15 protein-coding genes are annotated in these 19,381 nt (G+C 42.5%); 12 read left to right on the top strand and 3 right to left on the bottom strand.

The features are described 5' to 3' along the window. Positions 1 to 23 precede the first annotated feature (23 nt). Entirely contained in the window at positions 24 to 1,130 is a 1,107-nt protein-coding gene (bglB, locus tag ENLAB_RS04960; RefSeq protein ID WP_142965485.1) for a beta-galactosidase BglB, read from the top strand. Between the two features lie 39 nt (positions 1,131 to 1,169). Beyond that, a complete protein-coding gene (rhaM, locus tag ENLAB_RS04955) occupies positions 1,170 to 1,481 on the top strand; it encodes an L-rhamnose mutarotase (RefSeq protein ID WP_016608846.1) in 312 nt (103 codons plus the stop codon). A 156-nt stretch (positions 1,482 to 1,637) separates the two neighbouring features. Here the strand turns inward: rhaM and ENLAB_RS04950 are convergent, their stop codons facing one another. Genes ENLAB_RS04950 through ENLAB_RS04940 form a run of 3 tightly spaced genes read right to left on the bottom strand, consistent with a single transcriptional unit; the run spans position 1,638 to position 5,481 of the window. After that, positions 1,638 to 3,089, bottom strand: coding sequence for a response regulator (locus ENLAB_RS04950; protein WP_244352897.1), 1,452 nt, complete (start codon positions 3,087 to 3,089; stop codon positions 1,638 to 1,640). 3 nt (positions 3,090 to 3,092) lie between these two features. Continuing rightward, complete coding sequence (locus tag ENLAB_RS04945; protein WP_244352895.1) at positions 3,093 to 4,856, bottom strand: sensor histidine kinase; 1,764 nt, start codon at positions 4,854 to 4,856, stop codon at positions 3,093 to 3,095. Further along, on the bottom strand, positions 4,825 to 5,481 hold the full coding sequence (locus ENLAB_RS04940; RefSeq protein ID WP_244352893.1) for a DUF624 domain-containing protein: 657 nt from the start codon (positions 5,479 to 5,481) through the stop codon (positions 4,825 to 4,827). Before ENLAB_RS04940 ends, ENLAB_RS04945 begins: the two co-directional genes overlap by 32 nt. A gap of 264 nt (positions 5,482 to 5,745) precedes the next feature. Between ENLAB_RS04940 and ENLAB_RS04935 the strand changes: the two genes are divergently transcribed. The 10 genes from ENLAB_RS04935 (at position 5,746) to ENLAB_RS04890 (ending at position 19,373) form a co-directional block, all read left to right on the top strand. Beyond that, positions 5,746 to 7,056, top strand: a complete 1,311-nt coding sequence (locus tag ENLAB_RS04935) for an ABC transporter substrate-binding protein (RefSeq protein WP_081117550.1) — start codon at positions 5,746 to 5,748, stop codon at positions 7,054 to 7,056. 189 nt (positions 7,057 to 7,245) lie between these two features. Beyond that, positions 7,246 to 8,205, top strand: a complete 960-nt coding sequence (locus tag ENLAB_RS04930) for a carbohydrate ABC transporter permease (protein WP_244353411.1) — start codon at positions 7,246 to 7,248, stop codon at positions 8,203 to 8,205. 3 nt (positions 8,206 to 8,208) lie between these two features. After that, positions 8,209 to 9,042, top strand: coding sequence for a carbohydrate ABC transporter permease (locus tag ENLAB_RS04925; protein ID WP_005234188.1), 834 nt, complete (start codon positions 8,209 to 8,211; stop codon positions 9,040 to 9,042). Positions 9,043 to 9,117: 75 nt separating this feature from the next. After that, positions 9,118 to 10,731, top strand: coding sequence for a glycosyl hydrolase family 28 protein (locus tag ENLAB_RS04920; RefSeq protein WP_244352891.1), 1,614 nt, complete (start codon positions 9,118 to 9,120; stop codon positions 10,729 to 10,731). Positions 10,732 to 11,155: 424 nt separating this feature from the next. Continuing rightward, complete coding sequence (locus ENLAB_RS04915; protein WP_081117546.1) at positions 11,156 to 12,409, top strand: glycoside hydrolase family 28 protein; 1,254 nt, start codon at positions 11,156 to 11,158, stop codon at positions 12,407 to 12,409. A 419-nt stretch (positions 12,410 to 12,828) separates the two neighbouring features. Then, the gene (locus tag ENLAB_RS04910) at positions 12,829 to 14,343 is read left to right on the top strand and encodes an extracellular solute-binding protein (protein ID WP_081117545.1); all 1,515 of its coding nucleotides are present in this window, start codon (positions 12,829 to 12,831) and stop codon (positions 14,341 to 14,343) included. A gap of 267 nt (positions 14,344 to 14,610) precedes the next feature. Further along, a complete protein-coding gene (locus tag ENLAB_RS04905) occupies positions 14,611 to 15,279 on the top strand; it encodes a DUF1961 family protein (protein WP_081117544.1) in 669 nt (222 codons plus the stop codon). Then, positions 15,279 to 15,953, top strand: coding sequence for a YesL family protein (locus tag ENLAB_RS04900; protein WP_081117543.1), 675 nt, complete (start codon positions 15,279 to 15,281; stop codon positions 15,951 to 15,953). The genes ENLAB_RS04905 and ENLAB_RS04900 overlap by 1 nt, the downstream gene beginning before the upstream one ends. Continuing rightward, positions 15,928 to 18,441 (top strand): exo-rhamnogalacturonan lyase family protein, encoded by a 2,514-nt coding sequence (locus ENLAB_RS04895; protein ID WP_244352890.1) that lies wholly within the window; start codon positions 15,928 to 15,930, stop codon positions 18,439 to 18,441. Before ENLAB_RS04900 ends, ENLAB_RS04895 begins: the two co-directional genes overlap by 26 nt. Continuing rightward, on the top strand, positions 18,426 to 19,373 hold the full coding sequence (locus ENLAB_RS04890; protein ID WP_005234199.1) for an ABC transporter permease: 948 nt from the start codon (positions 18,426 to 18,428) through the stop codon (positions 19,371 to 19,373). The genes ENLAB_RS04895 and ENLAB_RS04890 overlap by 16 nt, the downstream gene beginning before the upstream one ends. The last annotated feature ends 8 nt before the right edge of the window (positions 19,374 to 19,381 follow it).

Genomic DNA, 19,381 nt, shown 5'->3' with positions numbered 1-19,381 from the left:
AGAGAAATGAGAGGATGAACCCAATGGTGATTTTAGAACAGTTATTTGTGGAAAAACGTGTCGTGGAAGAAAAAATTGATCGCATGATCGAAAATTTAACGACGATCAAGGATGATAATGGTGAATTTCTATTAGACTTTGACGGCTTGATCGTTGATGATAAAAGCTGGGGGATTTGGAACTGGCCGCAAGGGGTGGGACTATATGGCATTTATAAAAACTACCAAATCACCAAAAATCCTAAAGCGCTCCAAGTTGTGGAAGAATGGTTTGAGCAGCGGATGTTAGAAGGCGCGCCGCCTAAAAATGTCAACACGATGGCGCCGCTTTTGGCAATGGCGTATCTTTATGAAGACACCAAAGATTCTCGTTACTTGCCTTACCTTGAACAGTGGGCGGAATGGGTCATGCATGATATGCCGCGAACCGACGAAAATGGTCTGCAGCATGCGACCTATGGACCAGAAAATCGTAACCAGCTTTGGGACGATACCTTGATGATGACTGCTTTGCCTTTGGCGAAAATTGGCATGTTGCTGAATCGTCCGGCTTATATCGAAGAAGCAAAACAACAATTTATGATCCATATCAAATACTTAGTGGATAAAAAAACTGGGCTTTGGTTCCACGGCTGGACCTTTGAAGAACGCCACAATTATGCACAAGCGCTTTGGGCAAGAGGCAACTGCTGGATCACCATTGCGATTCCTGAGATCATTGAAATTCTCGACTTGCAAGAAGGAGATGCGTTACGTAGCTTCTTGATCAATACCCTCTTAGACCAACTAACTGCCTTGCAAGAAATGCAAGATGAAAGTGGCCTGTGGCACACCTTGTTAGACGATCCTAGCTCGTATGTGGAGGCTTCCGCGACGGCTGGTTTTGCCTATGGGATTTTAAAAGCCGTTCATAAGCGTTACATTGACAAAGCTTGGGAAGATGTTGCCTATAAAGCGTTAGCCGGTTTGATCGAACAAGTCGCAGAAGATGGAGAAGTCCAAAATGTTTCCATCGGCACTGGAATGGGAGAAGACTTGGAGTACTACAAAAACATTGCGATTACGGCGATGCCTTACGGGCAATCACTGACAGTCTTAGCATTTACTGAACTATTGGTTTCATTTTGTTAAGTTAAACACCTTACGCAATAAAGAGAGGAGCAAACAAAGATGATCAAAAAAGCGATTCGGATGAAGCTACATCCTGGTTATGAAGCAGAATATGAAAAACGGCATCGCGAACTATGGCCAGAACTAAAAGAGCAGCTCATAGCACACGGGGCGAAAAGCTACCAGATTTTCTTAGATCCAGAAACCCTTGCGTTGTTTGGCTACCTTGAGATTGAAGATGAAACCCGCTGGCAGCAGTTAGCGGCAACCGAGATCAACCAAAAATGGTGGCATTACATGGCAGAACTCATGGAAACAAATTCGGATGATTCGCCAGTGACACAGGAGTTAAAGGAAGTCTTTACGCTGTAAGCTAGACAAAAATGCTCATTCCTTAAAACGAACACGGTCGCATCAGTTGTTTGACATCAATCACTGGTTAGCCAAAGAGGTAGTTCGCTCACGAATGTGAGCGGACTACCTCTTTTGTTGAAATAGCAAAACAATGCTTTCGTTATAGAAGAAACGTTAAGAGAGAAGGGCTTTTTCTTGTTGCTTCAAAAATTTCTTTGGTGTCATACCAGTAATCTTTTTGAACGTTTGAACAAAATATTCAGGCGCATTGCTAAAGCCCGTCATCGCTGCCACTTCGTAGACTTTGTAGTTTTTCTTCAGCAGTTCTTGTGCTTTTTGGATGCGGTATTCGGCTAATTTTTGATTGAAGCGAATCCCGGTTTCTTTGTAATAGGTTTTTCCTAAGTATTCAGGATTCAAGTACAAAAGATGGGCTGCGATCCATTTCAATGACAATGCTTCATGGTCATAATATTCTTCGATGATCAGGTTGACCTTTTGGGACAGCTGCATGTTCTCGCTATCATCTAAGCTGCCCCGCATCAAATCGATACAGTGAAGCAGCATAAACTGGAGTTCGTGCCAATTATTCAAGAGCATGATCTTTGGGGAATAGTCATCAAAGTAAATGTCTTTTTTGATGCGATGGTTTTCAAAAATTGCCGATAACAAATCGTTGACCTGCAGCCGCAATAGTTGGACAGGGTAAAGCTCCATGCGGCAGGTAGAAAAAAAGTTTTCCGTAAGAACTTGGGCTAAAGTCAGTTCGCCTTTGTCGATCAATGCCAAAAGTTTTTCACGGTATTCCATGTAGAGACTATTTTCATAGACATTTTCTTGTGAGATTTGGGCTTCTTGGATGACTTCAAAGGTATCAAAATAAAACTCCTTATCCAAGTTCCGCTTGCCTAAATGATAACTGAGTAAAAATTTTTCGGGAGTTTCGACCCAGCAATTGATAGCGATCCCTTTTCCTAGATGCGCAGCCTGTACCTTCGTTTTAAAAAAGAGATTAAAGGTATTTTCCGTACTGAAGTTCAGAATATAGCCAACTTTGTTTTGATGACCGATCACCAACTCGTGATGGTTCTCATAGTTTTCGATCCGCTTAGCGATGGCGTGATAGAATTTCGAATCAAATAAGTACATACAAAATGGAAAAACGAATGATTCAGGCAGTGGTTCTTCTCCGCAGCTATTGATGTATTGCTCAATTTGTTGTTTTAAATAGAGGGTAGATTCCATTTGGCGACGTTCAGAGCGTTCGATCGTCTCAGCCAACGCTTCTGAAAGCTTGCTCGGAAAAACAGGTTTTTCAAGGAAAAATTTGACTCCTAAAGCCATCGCTTCTTTGGCAAAGGAGAAGCTGCCAAAGCCTGTCAAAATAATGATTTGAATCGCAGGATTGATGGCTTTTAATTTTTTGATCAAGGCAAGTCCATTGACTTTAGGCATATTGATGTCGGTAATCACGATGTCGATGGTGTTTTGCTGACAAAATGCCAAGGCTTCTTCACTGTCTGTATAAATTCCTTTGACCACTAATGGAAAATCAAAAGAAGCAACGAGGTTAGCCACACCATTTGCTATCAAGGGTTCATCGTCAACAACGAGGATGTTTTTCATGTTTTACTCACTCCTTTTAAAGGGGATCACAAAGCGCACCGTCGTCTTTTTGAAGGGAATCGAGGAGACGATGGTTAAGGACGCTTGATCACCATAATGCAGTTGCAATCGTTTTTGAATATTGGTCAATCCGATGCCGCCTTCTTTTTCAATCGAGAAGTTGGCTTTAAAACCAGGGCCATTGTCAGAGACACTGACTTGGAGAAAAGTTGCTTGTTGTTCAATCGTAAGGATGAGGCGACACGTCTCCTTCATATCATTGACGGCGTATTTAAAGACATTTTCAATCAATGGTTGAATCAGTAACTTAGGAATCTTAAAGGACAAGTCATTCACCAAAATTACTTCGATATACTCGATCCGTTTCCCGAAGCGAACGTTTTGAATATTGATATAGGCGTGCACGATATCTAATTCATCTTGTAGCGTTGTGAAGTCAGACTTGGTATCGATTTTTTTTCGAAACAAATAGGCAAGGGAGGTGACCATCTCTGAGATCTGCCACTGCTGATTTTCAATGGCGATCCAGTTGATCGAGTCTAACGTATTGTAGAGAAAATGCGGATCTAATTGTGCTTGCAATCCTTTAAATTCGATTTCTTGGGACAATATACGCATTTCATAATTGTCCTTGATCAAGGCATTTAATTCATCGATCATCGTATTGTAGCTTTCATAAAGGACCATGATCTCTTCTTGACTATTTTCTGGGACAGCGAGGGTCTTTAAAGAAGCCAGTTTTTTGGTTTTCCGCAGAACGGCCATTTGCGAAGCCAAGTCAGCTAAAGGGCGGGTCAGCTGATTGCTTATTTTCCGAATCACAACAATAATCAAACATAAAAAAGGCAAACTCACAGCGATAGAAAGGCCTTGTAGCTTATAAAGGTCCGCTAAAACTTGGTTTTCAGGCAGCAAATAAATGAAGGTCATATTCGGCATCGTCTTACGATCCATTGCATAGTAGTACTGGCGATTATCAAACGTCATGGAGCCGATCGATCGCTGGAAGGTTTCCATTTTTTGCTGCAAGGTATTTTGATCCGCAGCTACGGTTTGCTCGTCATTTGCGGTACTATAAAATTGGTTCTGATACGCCATGAAAAATTGGTTTTGTTCGGAGACAATGGGAAGACTTTCGATCTCGTTACGAAAGAAGGACGTATTGACTAGAAATATCACCGTGCCAATATAGGTTAAAGAAAGATCGGCTGTTGAATAGATTTTTCGCAGGTAAACGCCTTGAGAAAGGTCCTTTGCAAAAAACCAACTCCCTTTGGCAGGCTTATCGGGCAAAGTCTCAATCATATCTTTGATGGTTTGGCCATTAAAGATATGGTCGGTCTCGGCTAGAAAGTTGATCATGTTTTCATTCGTTGGGGTAAAGAGATAGACATTTTGAATCGTTGATTCATTGCGTACGAGGGCGTTGATTTCTGCACTTAAGGCATTCTTTTGGTCGATCGCCTCTAAGGATTGTAAGGAATCTTGTGCCAAGATCCTTTGTAGGCCATTTTGGATCGGTGCACTATCGATAATGCGAAAAGAGAGGGTTTCGACGGCAGTTAAACGTTTCGCGATATTTGTTGAAATGATTGAGACATCTTTATACGCAGCTTCTTTCAGCTGCGCCATGTAGACTTGTCGCCAAACTAAGGTCAGGAGAACAGCCAATGAGACGATAATTGCCACCGTCGCAAAAAAGACAAAATGTAACTGTCGCTCAAAAGGCTGCTTTTTAAAGTGATTGATCAGCTTCTGGGACTTCATGGACACTGCCTCGCTTTGCTTGCAATTGTTTGGTTTTTTCAATCATCTGACCATGAAAAAATTCAGCGAAGAACAAGAAAATCACCAGTCCAAAGACGAGTAACAAGGAGGTTTTGGCAGTCAATAAGAGAAACAATAAATACCAGGTAAACGACAAGGCAAGGCCTTGCAGTGGGTAGCGAAAGACTAGAAAGATACTGACGTACAAGGTCTGTTTCCAAGCGTGTTGTTCGGCTTTGGCATAGGTCATAAAGCTGATGAATGCAGTGTAGAGGAGGAGAATCGTTAAAAGTAAATAGACAGGACGCAGCCAAGCCATTTCAGTCGGGAAAAAATGAGTGATCCGTAAGTTAAGCAATAACAGGAGTACTGTACTTAATAGTCCAATGCCAAAAAGGGTAAAGGTGCGAAAGGCTTGCTTGTAGGCTTGCCAGAAGGCAACAGCTGAATAGTCATGGCCAGTTTTACGAAAATCATGTAAACATTTGATCGTGACAGCGGTGGCAGGACCGAAGCCAAAGATTCCCAACCCTAAAAGGGTAAAGAAAAGCCATAAAAGGTTTAATTTAGCAAAATAAGCTGTTACCGTAAAAAGACGAAACAGTCCGGTTTGTATTTTTTTCATTGTTTCCACCTACCTTGTTTTTTGAAAAGTAAGCCTTTTCAACGCTAGTATAGCATAGTATATTGGAAAAAATAGAGCATGTCTGTTTTTTTACATTTTTCATCTGTTTTTCTATTTTTTTCTAGCTATTGCCCGTGAAGGCTTAGCCTTCAGCAAAAACGACAGTCTAGTTTTTCACATATTTGCTCTTGTTTTTTCATTTTTATTAACGAAGATTTCCATTACAATCACCTTGTAAGCGCAAACAAAAAGGAGTGTAGAAGAATGAAGAAAACTTTTTTAAAAGCAGCGAGCTTGTTGTTTCTTGGTGCGACCTTAGCAGCTTGTGGCAATAACGGCAATAGTAGCGGAAGCTCAGAAGCTGATGCAGATGGGAAAACGACGATTTCCTTTACCTGGTGGGGCTCAGAAGTCAGACACGAGAAGTATATCGAATCGATCAAAGAATTTGAGAAACAAAATCCTGACATCAAAGTTGAATATGAATATGGTTCTTGGGATGACCATTGGAAAAAACTAGCGACAAAAGCGGCTTCTGGAGAATTACCTGATGTGATCCAGATGGATGTGCAGTACATTGCGCAATATGGAACGAAAAATCAATTAGCAGATATGTCGGAATTTATCGGCAATGAGATTCAAACCGATGATATCAAAGAATCGATTTTAGCAACTGGCGAGTTAGATGGAAACGTTTTTGGCATACCAACTTCTGTCAATACTATGGCGATGCTCTACAATCCATCATTGGTAGAACAAGGGGGCACTGGGATCGACTTTAGCAATTATACCTTCGATGACCTTGTAGAAAGTACGGCAGCGATCGCTGAAGCAACCGGTGATTATGGTTGGAATGATAACAATGACAACAGTACGATTTTGCAATACTTTTTACGTACCAAAGGCGAAGATCTATACCAATACGATGCGGACGGCAAACCAGAGATCGGTTTTACCAAAGAAAACTGGGTTGAATTTATGGGGGCTATCGCAGATCTTACGGAAGCCAAAGCAATGCCAACCGCAGAAGTGACTAGCAATGCCAACAGTATGGATCAATATCCGTTTTCACAAGGAAAAGCAGCCTATATGATGACTTGGTCCAATCAATACTTGACCTATAAAGCCTCCGCCGCAGAAGATGTCGAAATCAACTTGGCTCGTCCATTCGACTCAGAAAATGGGGCGATGGCGTATCGACCAGGGTTCTTTTATTCGATCGCGAATGCTTCTGAATCAAAAGAAGCAGCTGCGAAGTTTGTTGACTTTTTAGTGAATAGTGAAGAAGCCAATAAGATCATCGGTACTGAGCGGGGAATTCCTTCTAATGATGCCATCAAAGAATTGCTTTATGACGACATGACACCAGAAGAACAAGAGTCCTCTGATTTCTTAGATGATATTGCAGACATCGTCGGTGATCCATCCCCAATCCCACCAATTGGGTTTGCTGAAATCAACACGTACTTTAAAGAGCTGTACGCAGAGATCACTTATGGCACGATGACACCAGAAGAAACCTATGATGCCTTTACGCAACGCTGCGAAGAAATTTTTGCAGAAAACTATCAATAAGCATAGCTGCGGCGCCTTTACTGACTTTTTCAGTAAAGGCGTTTTTTTAGGAGAAACAATGGAAGCAAAAAATATAGTTCCTCTAGTTTTTCACATTTCTGTGCTTTTTTTTCTATTCATTCTTAAGAAACACTTCGTTAAAATCAACTTGTAAGCGTAATCAAATATAGGAGGTAGGAAGTGAAAATTATGGAACTACAATCAAAATCACCCACGGCAAAAGAGCTTGGGAAACTCAAAAGCTGGTTTAATCGATTACCAGAATCAAAACAGAATATGGTTACAGGCTACTTATTTATCTCACCCTTCATCATTGGCTTTTTTGCTTTTATTATCGTCCCGATGGGGATTTCTCTTTTTATGTCTTTTCATGACTATGATTTATTGACAGAGGCGCAATTTGTTGGCTGGAATAACTTTAAGACGATTTTTACGAATGATCCCAAGTTTGTTCAGTCACTGACTGTTACGCTGAAATATGTTGTGTTGGCAGTCCCTTTACGGCTGATCGTCGCATTAGCAGTGGCGATGCTGATCAACCGCCCATCGAAATTAAGCGGCGCTTATCGGGTATTATTTTATATCCCTTCGATTTTAGGTGGGAGCGTGGCGGTCTCGATCATGTGGCGGAATCTTTTTGGCGATTCAGGGTTGATCAATGGCGTGCTAGCGGCGATCGGCTTAGACCCCATCTACTTCTTTAAAAGTCCTGGCTTAGCGTTGATGACCTTGATTTTATTAGCAGCGTGGCAATTTGGCTCGTCGATGTTGATTTTCTTATCCGGTTTGAAAAATATTCCAAAAGATTATTACGAAGCTGCGGAAATTGATGGGGCAGGAAAAATCAGACAGTTTTTCAATATCACGGTTCCAGTCCTGACGCCAATCATCTTTTTCAATCTGATCTATCAAACGATCATGGCCTTTTTGACGTTTACACCTGCGTTTATCATTTCTAATGGGACGGGTTCACCCCGTAACGGCACGTTAGTCTATTCCTTGTACATGTATCAACGAGCCTTTACCGATTTCAAAATGGGCTATGCTTCAGCCTTAGCGTGGATTTTACTGGTCATCGTTGGGTTGATTACGATTCTGTTGTTCGCAACATCGAAATTTTGGGTGTTTAAAGAAAACGAGGAGGTTTGATTGATGCGTGAACAAAAACAAAATTATTTCTTTGATGCCGTGATCTTAGTTGCTGCATTACTGATGCTTTATCCGATTTTCTGGCTGCTGTTTAGTGCCTTTAAACCTAGTAGTGACATTTTTCGAACGGCAACGGAGTTGATCCCCCGAAGCTGGACGTTAGAAAACTTTACCAAAGGCTTTGAAGGAATCGCAGGGATTCCCTTCATTCGCTATATTTTCAACTCGTTGCAAATCGCGTTGATTTCAATGGTAGGGGCGGTCTGTTCTTCGGCTGTCATTTCTTATGGATTTGGTCGAATTCCTTTCAAAGGAAAAGGCTTTTGGTTTGCTTGTATCTTGGTCACGATGATGCTGCCGCAAGAGATTATCATGGTACCTCAGTATCTTTGGTTTAATCAATTAGGCTGGCTTAACTCGATTCGTCCGGTAACCGTTCCTTCATACTTCGGACAAGCCTTCTTTATTTTTATGATGGTCCAATTCGTCTCTGCGATCCCGACAGATTTAGATGAAGCAGCAAAAATGGACGGCTGTGGACGGGTCGGTATTTTCTTCCGCGTGATTCTACCGTTGATGAAGCCTTCCTTGGCAAACGCTGCGATCTTCTCTTTCTATTGGAAATGGGAAGAACTGATCGGACCGATGCTGTACCTCACACGTCCGCAAAACTACACGGTATCGATTGCCTTAAAGCAGTTCCTGGATGCTAGCAGCACCTCCAATTGGGGAGCGATGTTCGCGATGTCTGTGGTCTCCTTGCTACCTGTGTTGATCATCTTCTTTATTTTCCAAAAATACATTGTTGAAGGCATCAGCACGACTGGTCTTAAATAAGTGTGGAAAAAGATATTCGCTGTTTTGGAATATCTTTTTTCTATTGAATGAATTCGTTGAAGAAAGGACAAACCGATGGAACCATTTCAAGTAATTGATTTTCATGTCGTACCAAGCACGATCGGTGCCCATCAAGCGACCCTTATTTGGGAGAAGCCGCTGCACGCTCAAGCTATTTTTGGTTATCAATTGTTTTTAGAAAACGATTTGATCCAAACCAGACCAACAAACAAGACGCATTGGACGTTGACAAACTTATCTGCCGATCAAACGTATCAAGTAACGATCATCTGTCTCGATCATCAGGGGTGCCTGCTTACAAATACCGCAGTCACGACGACCTTTCGTACAAAGAAAAAAAGTGTTGTGATAGATGTTACGCAAGCACCCTACCATGCTGATAGCAAAGGCAAAGAAGATAGTACCACCATTCTCCAGCAAGCGATCAACGATTGCCCTAGTAATGGCACTGTCTGGATCCCAACAGGGGCGGTGATCCTTTCTGGTGCGTTGGAGCTAAAAAGCAATATGATTTTTCAGGTAGATGGCACATTGCAAGCAAGCCTCGACATAGAAAAGTATCGGGTTGCCCCTCACGAGTATTTAGGAAGCGTGAATCAAGAGGGCTTACCATTAAGCCGTTATGAAGGCTGGGAATTATTTTGCTTTCATTCATTGATCAACATTGGGTATATTGATCAAGGCGATCGAGGGCGTATCGTTTGTGAAAATGTCCGTCTTTGTGGCAAAGGGACGATCATTGGTGGCGGAAATCCATTAGGACTAGCGATGCGAAACCCTTATGCAGACCGTGAACAGTATCCAGAATATGTTTCTGATGGAAAACCTGGAAGACGAGTAAGGGGACGTTTGATCTGTATGATGCAGGCCAAAAACATCCATTTGACAGAGCTGACGTTGATTGATCCACCATGCTGGACTGTTCATATGATTTACTGTGACACCGTTGTGACCCATGGGGTGATTATTCAGTCCAAAGGCATTGACAATGGCGATGGTTGGGACCCAGATTCTTCGCAAAATTTGCTGATTTTTGACACCGTTTTTGATACGGGCGATGATTGTATCGCAATCAAATCTGGCAAAAATCCAGAAGGAAATCAGATCAATAGACCAGCGAAAAATATTCGGCTGTTTGATTTGGCTATTCGAGGGGGACATGGCATCGCGATTGGTAGTGAGCAATCTGGTGGTGTCGAAAATATCGCTTTTCGAGATTGTCAACTGACCAATACGCTTTATGGGCTAGAATTGAAAGCGCAGAATGATCGTGGCGGCTATATTCGTCAAGTGACAATCATCGATTGCCTGTTGGATCGTTTCATGGCTCATCCTGTTGCTTACAATGCCGATGGTCAGGCCGCACAACAGTTACCAATCATTTCGGATATTTTGGTCAAGAATACCTGTATCGTAGGGCAGAACCCTTTGGTCGAGCTAAAAGGGTTTGTCGATGAACAAACACAGCAGGTTTCACCGATCCAACGCGTTACTTTTGAGTCAGTTGCCTTTGAATCAGCTAAAGGGCAAAAGAAAATGATTTTTGAACAGTGTCAGGAGATCTGCTTTAAAGAAGCATCGATCATTGATCAAGCGGCCATAAGTGACGCAATAAGTTGCCGAGAAACAGTCGAGCTATCCTTGATGGGGCAAAAGAAACGCACGTAGAACAAGCTTTTGGAAATGATCTGCGTTGGTTTTCCCAATGAGAAACAGTTAGTTAAGCACCTCATCTCCTCCCTTGAGAGGTTGCGCCTTTTTGCTTTTGTAGACAAAAAGGCGCATTTTTCTAATAAGAAAGGACGTTGCAAAAAAAGACGATCCTCAGAAATCAAAAAGGACTTTCTTTTGCCGCTAAGGGGACTATAGTAAAGAATGTAGGAAAAAAGGACGCCAGAAAGCACATGGGAAAAGACAACGAGATGTGCCAAGAGGAACGCTTTACTTGATGGACAGCGCCAGTAAGAAGCACTTAGTTCTATCCAAATAAATGATAGATGAAAAAAGGTTGGCGATGCGCAAATTTTTAAAAGTCATGGATATCGACAAACCTATTTGTAGCGTAAAACAAAAGCGTAGGAGGTAAGCAAGAATGGAAGACATCACGCAATTATTGCAACGAGAAATTGACCAAGCATCAACTGTGCAGGGAACAGTGATTACACCACCCGGCGCCTATCAAATCGGCGCATTGTTTTTAAAAAGCAATGTGCACTTGATTGTCTCAGAGGATACGATTCTGTATGGTAGTCAAGAACTGGCCGATTATCCCGAAGTAGATAATCGGGTCGCAGGAATCAATATGAAGTGGCCTGCAGCGATGATCAATGTTTTTCACGCAGAAAATGTCATGATCTCTGGAAAAGGGAAACTTGATGGTCGTGGAGAAACATGGTGGCAAACGTTTTGGGGAACAGATGAAGTCAGCGGGATGATGGCGGATTATGCAAAGAAAGGCTTACGCTGGGCAGCAGATTATGATTGCAAGCGTCCACGGAATATTCTTGTTTATGAAAGTCAGCAAGTAACCATCAAAGATATTTCGTCGGTACAGTCGGGTTTTTGGAATACCCAAATCACGTATTCTCACCACATATTGATCGACGGCATCACGATAGACAATGGAAAAGGGCCTAGTACTGATGGCATCGATATTGATTCCTGTGAAGAAGTCACGATTCAAAATGCCTACATTTCCTGCAACGATGACAATATTTCGATCAAGGCGGGACGTGGGGCGGAAGCCTTAGCCCAGCAAAGAAGCTGTCGGAAAATCACGATCAAAGACTGTCAATTAGGGTATGGTTCAGGAATTGCCATTGGTAGTGAAACTTCGGGTGGGATCGAAGAGATCAAAATCCAAAAAGTCGTCTTTGAGCAAACTGGTGCAGGGTTTCGGATCAAATCCGCCAACAATCGTGGTGGATTTATACGCAAGGTCACTGCTTCGGATTTAACGATGAAGGATGTTGGCTTTCCTTTTCTCTTACAAACAAATTGGTACCCAGATTATAGTTATCCAGAACTGCCAGCTGATTATGAGGAAGAGATTCCCGACTATTGGCACAAATTGATGGCACAACCAGCTGTTCCAGTAGGTCCAGCAAAGGTCTGCGACATTACTATTGAAAACGTGCAAGCTACCAAAACAGGACAACAAAGCGTGCGTGCTTTTTTCATCGAGGCCAGCCCAGCAGAACCGATCCGCAATCTAACATTGAAAAATCTTTTCATTCATGCCGATGAGTTCGGCAAGATTGCAGGGGTTGAGAACTTAAGGATGGTGGAAACGATCGTCACTGCGTTAGCGCCAACCTTGAATCAAAATGATGTGTATGAGCGGTAGTACTCTTTCTGTCAAATATGAATAAGTGGTGATCCGCTTAGTACTACAAAACTGATGAATTATCAAAGAAGACCAATGAGTTGGTCTTTTTTTCATGATAAGGTGTTTCCAAATCTCTCACGAATAAGAACATCAGTACTTAGGCTACCCTTTCTACAACGAGAATTTAAGAATGATAGGAATCAGAAAAACTGCGATAATTAAATTGATTGAGCGAACTAAGAACACGAAGAACTATTTATTCTTTTTTCCTATAATTTACGATACCTGCAAATGTAGAGCAAAACTCCCTACCCAGCCATATATCAACGATTAACAAAAAATGTCAATTGCTGGAAATCCTGCTTTTCGTTATGCTTTTGGTATTGAAAGCGGTTTATTTAATCGAGCTCAACAACAAAATCTAAGGAGGAAAAGTAGTGAAAAAATTAAGTACGATTCTTGGTTTGGGGTTACTATCGGTCGCCTTTTTGTCGGCATGTGGGAAGGAGGAAGCAGGTTCCACAACAGATTATGATACGATTTCGATGTTATCGCCGTACATTGAAACTGAACCACCTGCAAGTGACAACGAGATTTTGAAACAATTAGAAGCTTACACTGGCAAAAACATTGATATTACCTGGGCACCCAATACATCCTATGAGGATAAAATGAATATTACGTTAGCTTCAGATGATATTCCAGAAGTGATGGTCATTCAAGGAAAATCAGGAGGATTTATCAAGTCAGCAGAAAATGGGGCTTTTTGGGATTTGACCGACTATTTAGCTGATTATCCTAATCTCTCTCAGTCTAACGAGGATGTTTTGCGTAATTCTTCTGTGAATGGCAAAGTGTACGGAATTTATCGGAAACGTGATGCGATGCGGACGGCGGTGATCATCCGAAAAGATTGGTTAGAAAACTTAAACTTAGAGGTACCAGAAACGATCGATGATCTCTATGAGGTTGCCAAAGCATTTACTGAGAACGATCCCGATGGGAATGGTGAAAATGATACGTTTGGTTTGATTATTCCCCAATGGCCTGGCTCGATCAATTCAAATAGTCCTTACGATGTGTTAGCTACTTGGTTTGGGGCAGGAAATGCTTGGAAAGAAATAGACGGCACTTTAGAGCCATCCTTTATGCAACCAGAATACCTAGAATCAATGCAATTTGTTAAAGATATGGTGGAACAAGGCTATGTCAATCGTGATTTTGCAACTATGGCAGCAGATAAATGGGATGAGCCGTTTATCAATGGACGTGGTGGGATCATTATTGATACGTATTCACGAGCAGCACAAATCAGTAATAAATTATTGCAAGCTGGAGAAGAAGACCTCGTCGTCTTTACAGGGAATTTAAAAGATAATAGCGGTACGATGAATGCGTTACCGACAGATGGCTATTCTGGTTTCTTGGCGATTCCTAAGTCGAGTGTCCAGACAGAGGAACATCTAAAAGAGGTATTGACGTTCCTTGATAAATTAAATGATAAAGAAGCACAGGTATTGCTGAACAACGGAATCGAAGGAATCAATTTTGAAGTAGTGGATGGAATGTCCGTGGCATTAGAAGGATCAGAAGCTGAAGCGTTAGCCAATGCGGTCAAAGGGTACTCACAAATTGGGATGAATGTAACGGAAGATACCCTGTACTATATTGCTAAGCCTGATACAGAAGCGGCTACTGAAAGCTATGAAAAACGATTGTCATTGATGGAAGCTGATTTAGAGCACGCTGTCTTTAACCCAGCAGCCTCCTATAATACAGATACGTATGTAACAAAAGGGGCACAGCTTGATCAGATCATTAGTGATGCACGGGTTCAATTTATTGCAGGACAAATCGATGAAGCGGGTTGGGAAGCTGCGATCGAACTTTGGAAGAATCAAGGAGGCACGCAGCTGATGGAAGAAACGAATGCCCTTCATCAAGCACAATAACGACAGTCGAAGAAGGTTGAGTGGATCTTGCTCTCAACCTTTTTCTTTTTCAATAATTTTTTTCAGCTAATAAAATGGAGTACTATTCAGGTGAGACGAGACAGGTAGTAAGAAATCAGAAAAGAAAAAATGGAAAAAAACAAGTGAAAACCCTAATCTAACGCTTGATATCAAGGAATTCAAAAAAAGTCAATTGTTAGAAATGTAGGTCAAGTTTACTATGAAAAGAGAAAAGCAGCTCATATACGCATAAAAGGAGAAGAGGAAATGTTAGCGAAATTGATCTATGAAAATCCGCTGAATCAAGCAGCAGATATTCAACACTTTATTGCTGAAGGAGAGCCCAAAATTACTTTCCAAGACGGGATGATTCTGGCGAATACTTATTCTGAAGAATCAAACAAACAACCACATTTTGTTTTATGGCTGCCTCAACAATTTCCAGCGGACCTACGAATCACCTGGCAGTTTCAACCACTGGCTGAACCAGGCTTATGTATGCTCTTTTTTGCAGCAGCCAATCGCAAGGGTGGCTCGATCTTCGATTCTGGAGTACCCAAACGAACCGGGGCATATCCCGAGTATCATTCTGGAGGGATCAATGCTTACCACCTTTCTTATTTTCGAAGAAAGTATGAGGAGGAACGGGCGTTTGAAACGTGTAATTTGCGCAAAAGCCATGGGTTTCATCTGGTCGCCCAAGGCGCAGATCCACTTCCGAGTGTAGCAGATGCCCGAGGGTTTTATCACCTAAGAATCGATAAGGTAGGTGCAACGATCTCCTTTTGGATCAACGACTTATTGGTGTTAAGGTACCTTGATGAGGAACAGTTTGGTCCCGTATTAACCAAAGGAGCGATCGGATTTCGGCAAATGGCGCCAATGAAGGCCCGCTATAAAGACTTAAAGGTATATTCCTTAGAGGAGGAACGGTGATGAATTGGCAGAAAGCATATCAAGCAGCAGATTTTGTCTTTTATTGTTTGCTGATAAATGTAACCGTTATTATAGGTGCGCTAGTAGGTGGGATCATCTTTGGACTGGCGCCTAGCGTGCAAGCAGGATTCCACGTAGCAAAGAAAACCCTTAAACAGGAATCGCCGCCTTTTTTTCAAACGTTCTTTGGGTATTACCGCAGGAACTTTTGGCGATCGAATCGCTTGGGCTTACCGATCATTCTCTTTTATTTGTGCCCCATGGTGGTGATCCAGCAAGGATTTTTAGCGGCATTGACTCAAACAGGCTTGATCCTATTGATCGTTAGCCAATGCGTCGCGATCGCTGTGATCAATACATTGCTTAGCATGTACGAATATTATGTGCTCCCAACGAAGAAGTACCTAGGCGCTTCGCTACGCTTTCTTTTTTTTCAACCTATTGGCACCTTTTTAGGCGTCCTTTGGTTTGGGATTTGTAGTACGATCAGTTTTTTTCTCCCCGGTCTCCTGCCATTTTTAAGTATTGGGATGTGGATCATTGGCACAATGGGGATTTACTTGAAATTATTTGATGAAAATGAACAAAAGCTAAAGCAACAAAAAGATGCAGGTCAACCTGTAGAGAGGGAAGAGGAGGAAATCGAACATGGCATTGAAATGGCTCAAAAATAAACCTAAGGGAAAACGTGGGCTGAGTTTTGGGTATCCATGGGAAAAAGGAGCTTTACAACCTGAGGCTCTAAGTGAGGAAATGTTTTTGCTGGGTGAGGAGCCGCTGCAAACGAAAGTACTGGCTTACTGGCCAGATGGCAGTGTGAAATGGACAGGACACAGTGGTCTGGTGGCAGAAACGACGCAGTTACTTTTTCAAAGAAAACAGCGTGTCCAGAAGAAACAGGCGATTGCTAGGGAAGCTTACAACGGTATTTATTTTGACAACGGTACGATCAAAGGCTTCTTCCCGAAACATGGGGAAGGGAAAAATGTATTGGACTGGGTAGCGGTCAATGGGCAGAAAAAATTGCAAGATCTTCACGCAATCCTGCAATACCAAAACAAAAAGGTGCAGTCCAAAGTAACGGACTTGATGTTGGAAGAAAATGGTTCCGAGAAAGCCGTTATCAAAGTATCGGGCGTCATCGAGATCGATCAAGAAGTGGTGCAAGAGTTTATTTTACGGTTCCGCATCTTTCGTGAAATCAGCAAATTGGAAATCATTCATACGGTCATTATCATCAAACCACTTGCTTATGAAGGCATGGGGATAGCATTTGATTATGCGTTGACAGGTGAAAATTGGAATCGACAAGTCAAATTTATTGCAGATGCTGTGTATCATGAAGCGGCGCAATTGTTACTTTCACGTCGACACTATCAGCAAAACATTCCCTATCAAGAACAAGCCAGTGGACAGCTCGTTTCATTGACCTCAGCGGACGAGCCGATGCTGTCTCATGCGGTGGAAAATGCTATTTGGGACAATTTTCGGGTCAATCAAATCAATCATCGGTCATTTGAATTAGAAAAACAGACAGAAGCTGGGTACTGTTGGTTGCCCATTGGGGATGGCGAGCATTATTCAGGTACCTTTTACGCTGGGGGAGAAACCGGCGGCGTTGCTTGCAGCATGGAGAAATTTTGGGAAAAAGCACCATCTGCGATCGAGGTGACAGGCATCACCCAAAAAGAAACCCAAATCACGATGTGGCAGTGGTCACCGAATGCCAAGCCAATGGATTTTCAGCACTATTCCAAACGGGATCATATGCTTAGCGGATACGAAGGAATGGAAGAGATTCGTTCGACGGCAGTTGGTGTAGCAAATACGACGCGTTGTTGGTTGGATCTATATGAAGAAGCCCCGTCAGAAGAAGTGTTGCTGGGCTTAGCTCAAGAAAACCAAGAACCTGCCCAGATCGTTTCATTGCCAGAGCGTTATCAAGAGACGAAGGTTTTTGGCAGGATCAGTTTACCAGACGAATCAACGAAAACGAAACAATTGCTGGAGCAACAATTGGCTGAGATGCGGCAATTCTATTTAGCAGAAGTCCAACAAAGAGGTTGGTATGGCTATTGGAACTATGGTGATGTCATGCATACCTATGATCAGTTTCGACACCAATGGCGCTACGATCTTGGTGGGTACGCTTGGCAAAACACTGAATTGGTCCCCAACATGTGGCTTTGGTTAGATTTTTTACGAACCGGTGATCCAAGCGTCTACTATCTGGCTGAAAGCATGACGAGACATACTTCAGAAGTCGATCAGTATCATGCTGGTGAATACAAAGGATTGGGGTCTCGGCATAATGTCGTTCATTGGGGCTGCCAAGCCAAAGAAGTTCGAATTTCAATGGCGGGTCTGCATCGCTACTACTACTATTTGACAGCGGATGAACGCATTGGGGAGGTTATGGAACAAGTCAAAGACAATGAAACCTATGCTTTTGATGCGTTACCACCGATGCGCGAGTTTTATGAACGAGAAACGAAGCGGATACCGATTCGCATCGGACCAGATTGGGCTGCGCTAGTCTCGAACTGGTTTACCCAGTGGGAACGGACGAATGATCCTGTTTATCTTGAAAAAATTCGCACGGGCATCACCTGCATCAAAGCCATGCCCCAGCGCCTATTGTCTGGTCCCACAGTGTTATTTGATCCACAAGACAAAACCTTATCTTATATGGGAACTGGGAATTTTGGCGGCTATCACATGGTCATCTCCTTTGGGGCGCCGCAAGTTTGGTTAGAACTTGCTCAAGTGCTGGAAGACCCCGAGTGGACAGAGATGTTAGGGGAGTTTGGCTGGTTTTATAGCTTGAGTCCTGAGAGAAAAGCAGAAGAATCAAACGGGGTACTGACGGAACCTCATTTTGCCTGGCCAATGTTTGCGTCGACGATGATGGCCTTTGCTGGGCGAGTGCGTAACGATCAAGCAATCAGCCAAAGGGCTTGGCAGTTATTGCTTGATAAGGACAAATCGGGTGTTCCATTGCCGATCGAAGCGACCATTGAAGCAGCGACAACGTGGAAAAAAATAAAAGAAATGCCGTGGGTATCGACCAATGTGTTGTCACAGTGGGGTCTAAATACGATTTGTTGTTTAGCACTGATCGGAGCGGAGTTAGAGGAGGAGACTGAATGGAAACAACAATAAAAAAAGTGCCGAAAACGAAAGAGCAATGGGGGAGTTTTCTCAACCATTTTAAACAAAATAAATGGCTCTATATTTTGACGATTCCCGGGATCATCTATTTTGCAGTATTTCGTTATGCACCGATGTATGGGTTGATCATTGCTTTCAAAGATTATGTGCCTTTTTTAGGAATCGCAGATAGTCCATGGGTCGGAACACAAAATTTTATGGATTTCTTCAATAATCCTGATTTCTTTCGGATCTTGTGGAACACGTTGATGATTGCCTTTTTAAACATCTTCTTTTCGTTTCCAGCACCCATCTTTTTGGCCCTGTTACTGAATGAATTGCGCAACAAGCTGTTTCAGCGGACCATTCAAACCTTCGTCTATGTACCACATTTTCTTTCATGGACGATCGTCGTTAGTCTTTGGCATATCTTATTCAACATCGATCATGGAGCGATCACTCAGTTTATCGCTTCGTTGACAGGCGTTGAAATCGACTTTCTCTCAGACCCACAATGGTTCCGCCCCATGATCGTGATGCAATCGATTTGGAAAGAGATCGGTTGGGGGACCATTATTTATTTAGCTGCCTTATCAGGTGTGGATCAGGAACAATACGAAGCCGCGATCATGGATGGTGCAGGACGTTTCCGTCGTGTGTGGCACATCACTTTGCCTGCGATTCGTTCGACGATCATCATTATGCTGATCATGCGGATCGGGTCGATTTTGTCTACTGGGTTTGATCAGATTTTCTTGATGACCAATCAGTTGAACCGAACAGTAGCAGATGTTTTTGATACGTATGTGTATATGATGGGGATCACCAATGGCGCTTACAGTTACTCAACAGCCGTTGGATTATTTAAATCGATCGTTGGGATCATCCTCGTACTTTGTACCAATAAATTAGCGAAACGCTTTGGCGAAAGCGGCTTATACTAAGGAGGAAA

Source organism: Enterococcus innesii (assembly GCF_022846515.1).
Lineage (GTDB): Bacteria > Bacillota > Bacilli > Lactobacillales > Enterococcaceae > Enterococcus_D > Enterococcus_D innesii.
The sequence above is the reverse complement of the archived record's forward strand: the minus strand, read 5'-3'. Positions and strand labels throughout refer to the sequence as shown.